Here is a 6182-nt window from a genome sequence, read left to right on the forward strand (position 1 = left end):
TGTATTAGATGCTTTTTATCCACTGCCTGGTTAATGGCAATCAAGGGAGATGCTCGCTGGAAAGAAAACAGCTGAAGACCCATCGGAGTGTTGTGTTCCGCTGAACTGAAACACTGTCCGCAGCAAGCGAGCTTGAAAAGCCATCTAACCAGAAAGGGAGTAGATAATGATAACCCCAACAAACTTCATAGAATCTTTTTTCACGCTATAAAGGGAAAACCGCCTTAAAATATAAAAAAAAAGCCTTTTCCAGGCTTTGCGTTCATTACACAGATAATTGTCATTTGGTTGCGGGGGAAGGATTTGAACCTTCGACCTCCGGGTTATGAGCCCGACGAGCTACCAGACTGCTCTACCCCGCGATGTGATAAATAATATTTCTTAACGCCACGTTTATTAATATATCACAGCAGACAAATCAATGCAAGCTAACTTTTTATTTTTTCTTGTTAATATGTGACAAAGATGTTACATTGTATGAAAGAATATTCAGAATCCTGATAAAGGAGGCTGTTATATGCAAACCTGGAAGTACTTGCGTTCGGCTTTATTAGCAAATCTCGTGGTACTGGCAACCTTTGTGTTTCTGCCGATATTCTTGCTAACCGATAATATAAGTATTTACCAGGATTTAATCAACTCTCTTCATCAATCATCGTAAAAAGACAAGCCCTCCCCAAATATTGCTGATAAAAACCACTGCCGCTGTAAGAAACAGCGGCAGTGGTTTTTGTTATTTTTTGGCTTGATGCAAGGCATGCCTAAATGTATCAATAATATCTCTGGCATCTTCTATACCCACAGAAATTCTTACGGTGCCCTCTGTAATACCCAAATCATTTCGAATAGCATCCGGCACTGTGCGATGTGATGTATTCAATGGATACGAAACGGTTGTTTCAACACCTGCTAGTGTCGGTACAATTTTGATCCAATCAAGTGATTGAAAAAAGCGGGACACGTCATAATGTTCCCCTAAATCAATGGTTACCATAGCACCGTTTCCTTGTTCTGATAACGTTTCTGGATAATACACTAATGCATTGCTCTTCTGCTGAAACCATTCTGCAAGCGCTGCTGCGTTTTCAGCTTGTTTGGCCATGCGAACACTCAGCGTTTTCAATCCCCTGCAAGCAAGCCACGCTTCAAAAGGACTTAAGTTGGCACCTAAATTGATTACTCTTTGTTTTGCTTTTTGAATCATATCGCGATGGCCCGTTAATATGCCTGCTGTTACATCACTATGCCCGCCAATATATTTCGTTGCACTATGCACAACTATATCCGCTCCTAATGAATAAGGCTGGCAAAAACAGGGTGTAGCAAATGTGTTGTCAATCATCACGTATAAAGAATGTCTTCTCGCAATAGTAATAAGTTCTTCTATATTCTCTACCCGCAGCAACGGATTCGTGACAGACTCAGCATATAATAATGTTGTATTGGACTCAATGGCAGCTTCTATATTACTTGGATCCCTGAAATCTGCCACCGTAACTTCAATGCCCCATTCTTGTAACTCTTGCTGAAACAGCTGATATGTACCTCCATATAAGTCCAAGGGCACGACTATATGATCGCCCGGTGCTGCTGCTGCTAACACTCCTGTTAAGATTGCAGACATCCCTGATGATGTAGCAATCCCCGCTGGTGCACCTTCTAATTGGGCAGTGCCATAGCCAAGGTCATCTGTATTTGGATTGTTATACCTGGAATACAGGTAGTCTTTTTCTCCTTGAAAAAACTGTTCCATGTCTTCTAAGCTTTTAAAAGAAAAAGCAGAAGTCTGATAAATCGGCTTGGTCTTACTAATATTCTTTCCCCCATCATAAGATGAAAAATGAACTGCTTTTGTATTAAAATGTTGAAAACTCATGCTCTCCACCCCTGCTTTCATGAATACTGGTCAAGTGCAAATGCTAGGCTTGCAAACTGTTTTCTCTCTTGTAATAAAAATCGATGAGCCTCTTCAATAGTTACTTTTTTGAAAACAACTTCTTGACCCGGGAGCAGCTGAGCAGCCTTTGGCAAATCCACCGTGATGACATTAGCAATCCTCGTATATCCTCCCGTTGTTTGTCGATCTGCCATTAATATCATCGGCTGTCCATCTGATGCCACCTGAATAGTACCAAATGTAACAGCATCAGATAGAATATCTGCTGAATCGTTCTGTGTGACATCGGGACCCTTTAATCGAATTCCCATTCTATCTGATTCATTAGTAACAGTATAAGCAGCATAATAAAAATGCTCCAGGCCGTCTTTGCTAAATGATGAATGCTCCGGTCCATCTACAACACGCAGCACTTGTTGATCAGCATAAGAAGGCATCAAATCAACATGTATCCCCTTGCCAGATGTAACAGGATTTGAAGGAACCGTAAAAGACACATAATCTCCTTTTTTCAATGGTCTGCCTTCCATCCCGCCAAATCCTGCTTTTATATACGTTGATTTGCTGTTTAATACCTCATCTCCTTGTATGCCGCCTGCTGCCGACAAGTAAGCTCTAGCTCCTTGCTTAGGACCTTTAAATGACAATTTATCTCCTTTTTGAACATTAAATGATTTCCACATAGATACCTGTTCCTTGTTCTTATAAGGCTGCAAGTCTGCTCCTGTGATGGCAAGTGTTGCATCTCGTAAAAAATGTAAAGTTGGTCCTGTCATTGTTATCTCCAATACTGCTTCACGCAGATGATTTCCCGTCAACATGTTTGCAATTGTGAAGGAATAATAGTCCATTACTCCTGCTGGCGGAATACCTTGGCTTTGGTAACCAAAACGGCCTAAGTCTTGTATGGTAGTAAGCATGCCTGGTTTCTCTACATAACAAAGGGCTTCCATTGTCATAGGCTTTCCCCCGCCGATTGTATGGTAATATTATTTTCTTTCAAAATAGAAAGGAGTTGTTTGACAAATGAGAGGGATTTAGCATTATCACCGTGGACACAAATCGTATCCACTTTTGTTTTCATTACCGAGCCGTCTACTGCCGTTATTTCTTGATTGGCAACCATCTGCAAAACGTGTTCTGACGCTTCTTCTGGGTTTTCTATAACAGCATGAGGATAGTGCCTCGGTGTTAATGTGCCATCGGGCTGATACGTCCGGTCTGCAAACACTTCATTTGCTGTTTTCAATCCTTGCTGCTCACCAGCTTGGATGAGCTTGCTTCCTGAAAGGCCATATAAAATGAGATGTTTATCCACATCATAGATGGCTTTAGCAATCGCTTCAGCAAGCTTTTCATCGGAACTAGCCATATTAAACAAAGCACCATGTGGTTTCACATGCTGCATCTGTATGTCTTGTGCACGGCAAAATCCGTATAATGCTCCTACTTGATAAATAACCAAATGATACACTTCTTCAGGATCCATTTCCATTTTGCGCCGGCCAAAACCAGCTATATCAGGAAAACCTGGATGTGCTCCTACAGCAGTACCTTCCTGTTTCGCTAATCGTATTGTTTGAGCCATCACGTTATGGTCTCCTGCATGATAACCACAAGCAATATTTGCAGATGTAATAAGCTTCAGCATTTTATCATCTTCGCCGATTTTATAAACACCAAAGCTCTCTCCTAAATCACTGTTCACGTCTATTTTACGCGTCATAATCTTCCTCCTTTACCTCATCCACCTTCACCTCGTATGTCCCGTCGCACACTTGTTGTTCAATCGATTGATACGTCTTTGCAGAAACAGAAATAAATCGGATATAATGCCCTGCTGCTAATAATACTGGCTGCGTATGTTTCATATCCAGCAATTTAACAGGAGAACGTCCAATGATATTCCAGCCGCCTGGGCTGTCCAGAGAATAAATACCGGTTTGTGCTCCAGCAATTCCAACAGAACCTGCTTTTACAAGTGAACGAGGTGTCTTTAATCTCGGTGTCGAAAGTGACTCGTTCATTCCCCCAAGGTAAGGAAAACCCGGAGTAAATCCTAACATATAAATTAAGTATGGATTTGCAGTATGTCGTTCAATTACTTGTTCTGGCTGCAATTGATTATGTTCAGCCACTTTTTCTAAATCCGGGCCGTACTCTCCTCCATAACCAACCGGGATTTCATACACCTTAGCATGGGGAAGAACAGCATCTTGCATTTCGCCTATACATTGTTCTAACTCTTTTTTTAACGCAGTATAGGACACCCTCGCAGGATCATAATAGACTGTTACCGATGTATAAGAGGGTACCCACTCTGACACGCCATACAGCTGTTTTGCATCTAGTACAGCAAGAAATGTTCGAATGTGCTGATTCACTTTTTTCGAAATAAAATGACCAAACACGACACTAAAGGCGCTATCTCCCATTGCTTCTATGTAAATACGTGACATAATATATCTCCTCTTTTTCCTATTAAAAGAAGTTAGTGAACTGTATCCATAGCGTGCGCACTCCTAATACAGCAGTCCCGACTGCCACAACCGCACCAAATATAGTCATCCATAAGGGATGGCGATAATCGTGGACAATTTTTTTCGAATGAGCCGCAAGCAGCACAGAACCCAGCGTTAGCGGCAGAATCAAACCGTTAAATGCTCCTGCAAAAATTAATAAAAATACAGGTTCACCGACAATCGTAAATACTAGCGTAGAAAACAAGATAAAACCAATCGTCCAATATCTTTTGTATTTTTCGATACTTGGGTGAAAAGAAGTCAAAAAGGAGACAGACGTATAAGCTGCTCCAACCACAGAAGTAATACCAGCAGCCCACAATACCAGTCCAAACAAACGCAAACCTACATCCCCAGCCGCTGTTAAAAAGACAGTCGCCGTTGGATTTTCCGGTTGCAGACGGACCCCGGCGGAAACAACACCAAGCACAGCCAAAAATAAAATAACACGCATGATAGAAGCTACAACAATACCAACAACAGAAGTATTAGTAACATAACGCAAATTTTCCTTCCCTGAAATACCCGCGTCAAGCATTCGATGGCCGCCAGCAAACGTAATGTACCCGCCAACAGTTCCTCCTACTACTGTAATAATCGTCATAATATCAATTTCCGCAGGAGCAAACGTACGCAATGCTGCTTCAGCGTAAGGCGGAGAACTCACAATCATGACATACGCTGTCAGAAGAATCATGAGAGCACCAAGCAAGCGCACAATACGATCCATAGCAGCCCCTGCTTCTTTATAAACAAAAATGATAATACAGATAATCGCTGTCACGATTGCCCCCATTGTTGTAGAAAGTCCCGTTAATGCATTAAATCCCAGGCCGCCCCCGGCAACATTTCCAATATTAAAAGCCAGCCCGCCTAGTACAATAAAAAAAGCAACTATGTAACCTAGCCCCGGCACTATCGCATTAGCGATATCCTGTCCTTTCATTTTTGAGACAGCGATAATTCGCCAAATATTCATTTGTGCACCAATATCTAATATAATTGATGCCAATATAACAAAAGCAAAGCTTGCCAGCAATTCTTCTGTAAACACGGAGGTTTGTGTTAAAAATCCTGGTCCAATGGCAGACGTCGCCATAAGAAAAGCAGCTCCTGCCATAATGCTTATTCGTTTCTTCCGATCTGCCTGTTCACTCATATTGTTTCCCTCCAACTAAGAATAACCCTCTACGTAATTTTCCCTGACAAAGGTTAAATATGTACCGACAAATAGAAGGAACTCAGACAGACCGATATTGTATAAGTATTTTAACACATCTGCTTACCATCAATGTTAAAGGATGAAAAGGATAGAGAAACGGCGGCTTTTTCCTTCTAGAAAAGGGAAAATGATAACAGCCCCAACAAACTTTCATACACAAAAAAGCTGTCAGAGTATAATCTGACAGCTTAGCGCTTGCCTGGCAGCGTCCTACTTTCACAAAGGGTTTCCCCTTCATTATCATCGGCGCAAAAGAGCTTAACTTCCGTGTTCGGCATGGGAACGGGTGGAACCTCTTTGCTATCGCCACCAGGCTTGGGTACAGGATATGCATCCTGTTCTTTATATAGATGGGATTGCTCCCTCAAAACTGCATAACGAATGCGAAGAGCCCCTTCGAGGCGCTTTCCTTTGTGTTGGATAAGCCCTCGACCGATTAGTATCTGTCAGCTCCACGTGTCACCACGCTTCCACCTCAGACCTATCAACCTTGTCATCTGCAAGGGGTCTTACTAGCTTGGCGCTATGGGAAATCTCATCT

Annotated in this window: 6 protein-coding genes, 1 tRNA gene and 2 rRNA genes; 1 reads left to right on the top strand and 8 read right to left on the bottom strand. The window is 42.0% G+C overall.

Annotated features, from left to right (window positions below):
• Positions 1-285: 285 nt before the first annotated feature.
• Positions 286-362: transfer RNA gene (locus tag BLT18_RS15890), tRNA-Met, on the bottom strand.
• Between the two features lie 155 nt (positions 363-517).
• On the opposite strand from BLT18_RS15890, the gene BLT18_RS18420 reads away from it, so the two are divergent.
• Complete coding sequence (locus BLT18_RS18420; RefSeq protein WP_175487567.1) at positions 518-661, top strand: hypothetical protein; 144 nt, start codon at positions 518-520, stop codon at positions 659-661.
• Positions 662-733: 72 nt separating this feature from the next.
• Here the strand turns inward: BLT18_RS18420 and BLT18_RS15895 are convergent, their stop codons facing one another.
• The 7 genes from BLT18_RS15895 to BLT18_RS15925 form a co-directional block, all read right to left on the bottom strand.
• Positions 734-1876: a trans-sulfuration enzyme family protein gene (locus BLT18_RS15895; RefSeq protein WP_091276230.1), complete on the bottom strand. Its 1143-nt coding sequence runs from the start codon at positions 1874-1876 to the stop codon at positions 734-736.
• Between the two features lie 17 nt (positions 1877-1893).
• Complete coding sequence (locus BLT18_RS15900) at positions 1894-2856, bottom strand: 5-oxoprolinase subunit C family protein (RefSeq protein WP_245705298.1); 963 nt, start codon at positions 2854-2856, stop codon at positions 1894-1896.
• A complete protein-coding gene (locus BLT18_RS15905; RefSeq protein WP_091276233.1) occupies positions 2853-3623 on the bottom strand; it encodes a LamB/YcsF family protein in 771 nt (256 codons plus the stop codon). The genes BLT18_RS15900 and BLT18_RS15905 overlap by 4 nt, the downstream gene beginning before the upstream one ends.
• Positions 3613-4356, bottom strand: a complete 744-nt coding sequence (pxpB, locus tag BLT18_RS15910; RefSeq protein ID WP_091276235.1) for a 5-oxoprolinase subunit PxpB — start codon at positions 4354-4356, stop codon at positions 3613-3615. Before pxpB ends, BLT18_RS15905 begins: the two co-directional genes overlap by 11 nt.
• 22 nt (positions 4357-4378) lie before the next feature.
• Positions 4379-5578 carry an NRAMP family divalent metal transporter gene (locus BLT18_RS15915; RefSeq protein ID WP_091276238.1) on the bottom strand — a complete coding sequence of 400 codons (1200 nt, stop codon included), beginning with the start codon at positions 5576-5578 and terminating at the stop codon, positions 4379-4381.
• Between the two features lie 260 nt (positions 5579-5838).
• Positions 5839-5955 (bottom strand): 5S ribosomal RNA (gene rrf / locus BLT18_RS15920).
• Positions 5956-6057: 102 nt separating this feature from the next.
• A 23S ribosomal RNA gene (locus BLT18_RS15925) occupies positions 6058-6182 on the bottom strand; the annotation flags it as partial.

Origin of the sequence: Alteribacillus persepolensis (assembly GCF_900099605.1) — a bacterium.
Taxonomy (GTDB): domain Bacteria; phylum Bacillota; class Bacilli; order Bacillales; family Marinococcaceae; genus Alteribacillus; species Alteribacillus persepolensis.

Bases quoted from the DNA above. Each gene is read 5' to 3' on its own strand.
- BLT18_RS18420 (WP_175487567.1), top strand. From the start codon at position 518: ATGCAAACCTGGAAGTACTTGCGTTCGGCTTTATTAGCAAATCTCGTG.
- BLT18_RS15895 (WP_091276230.1), bottom strand. From the start codon at position 1,876: ATGAGTTTTCAACATTTTAATACAAAAGCAGTTCATTTTTCATCTTAT.
- BLT18_RS15900 (WP_245705298.1), bottom strand. From the start codon at position 2,856: ATGACAATGGAAGCCCTTTGTTATGTAGAGAAACCAGGCATGCTTACT.
- BLT18_RS15905 (WP_091276233.1), bottom strand. From the start codon at position 3,623: ATGACGCGTAAAATAGACGTGAACAGTGATTTAGGAGAGAGCTTTGGT.
- pxpB (WP_091276235.1), bottom strand. From the start codon at position 4,356: ATGTCACGTATTTACATAGAAGCAATGGGAGATAGCGCCTTTAGTGTC.
- BLT18_RS15915 (WP_091276238.1), bottom strand. From the start codon at position 5,578: ATGAGTGAACAGGCAGATCGGAAGAAACGAATAAGCATTATGGCAGGA.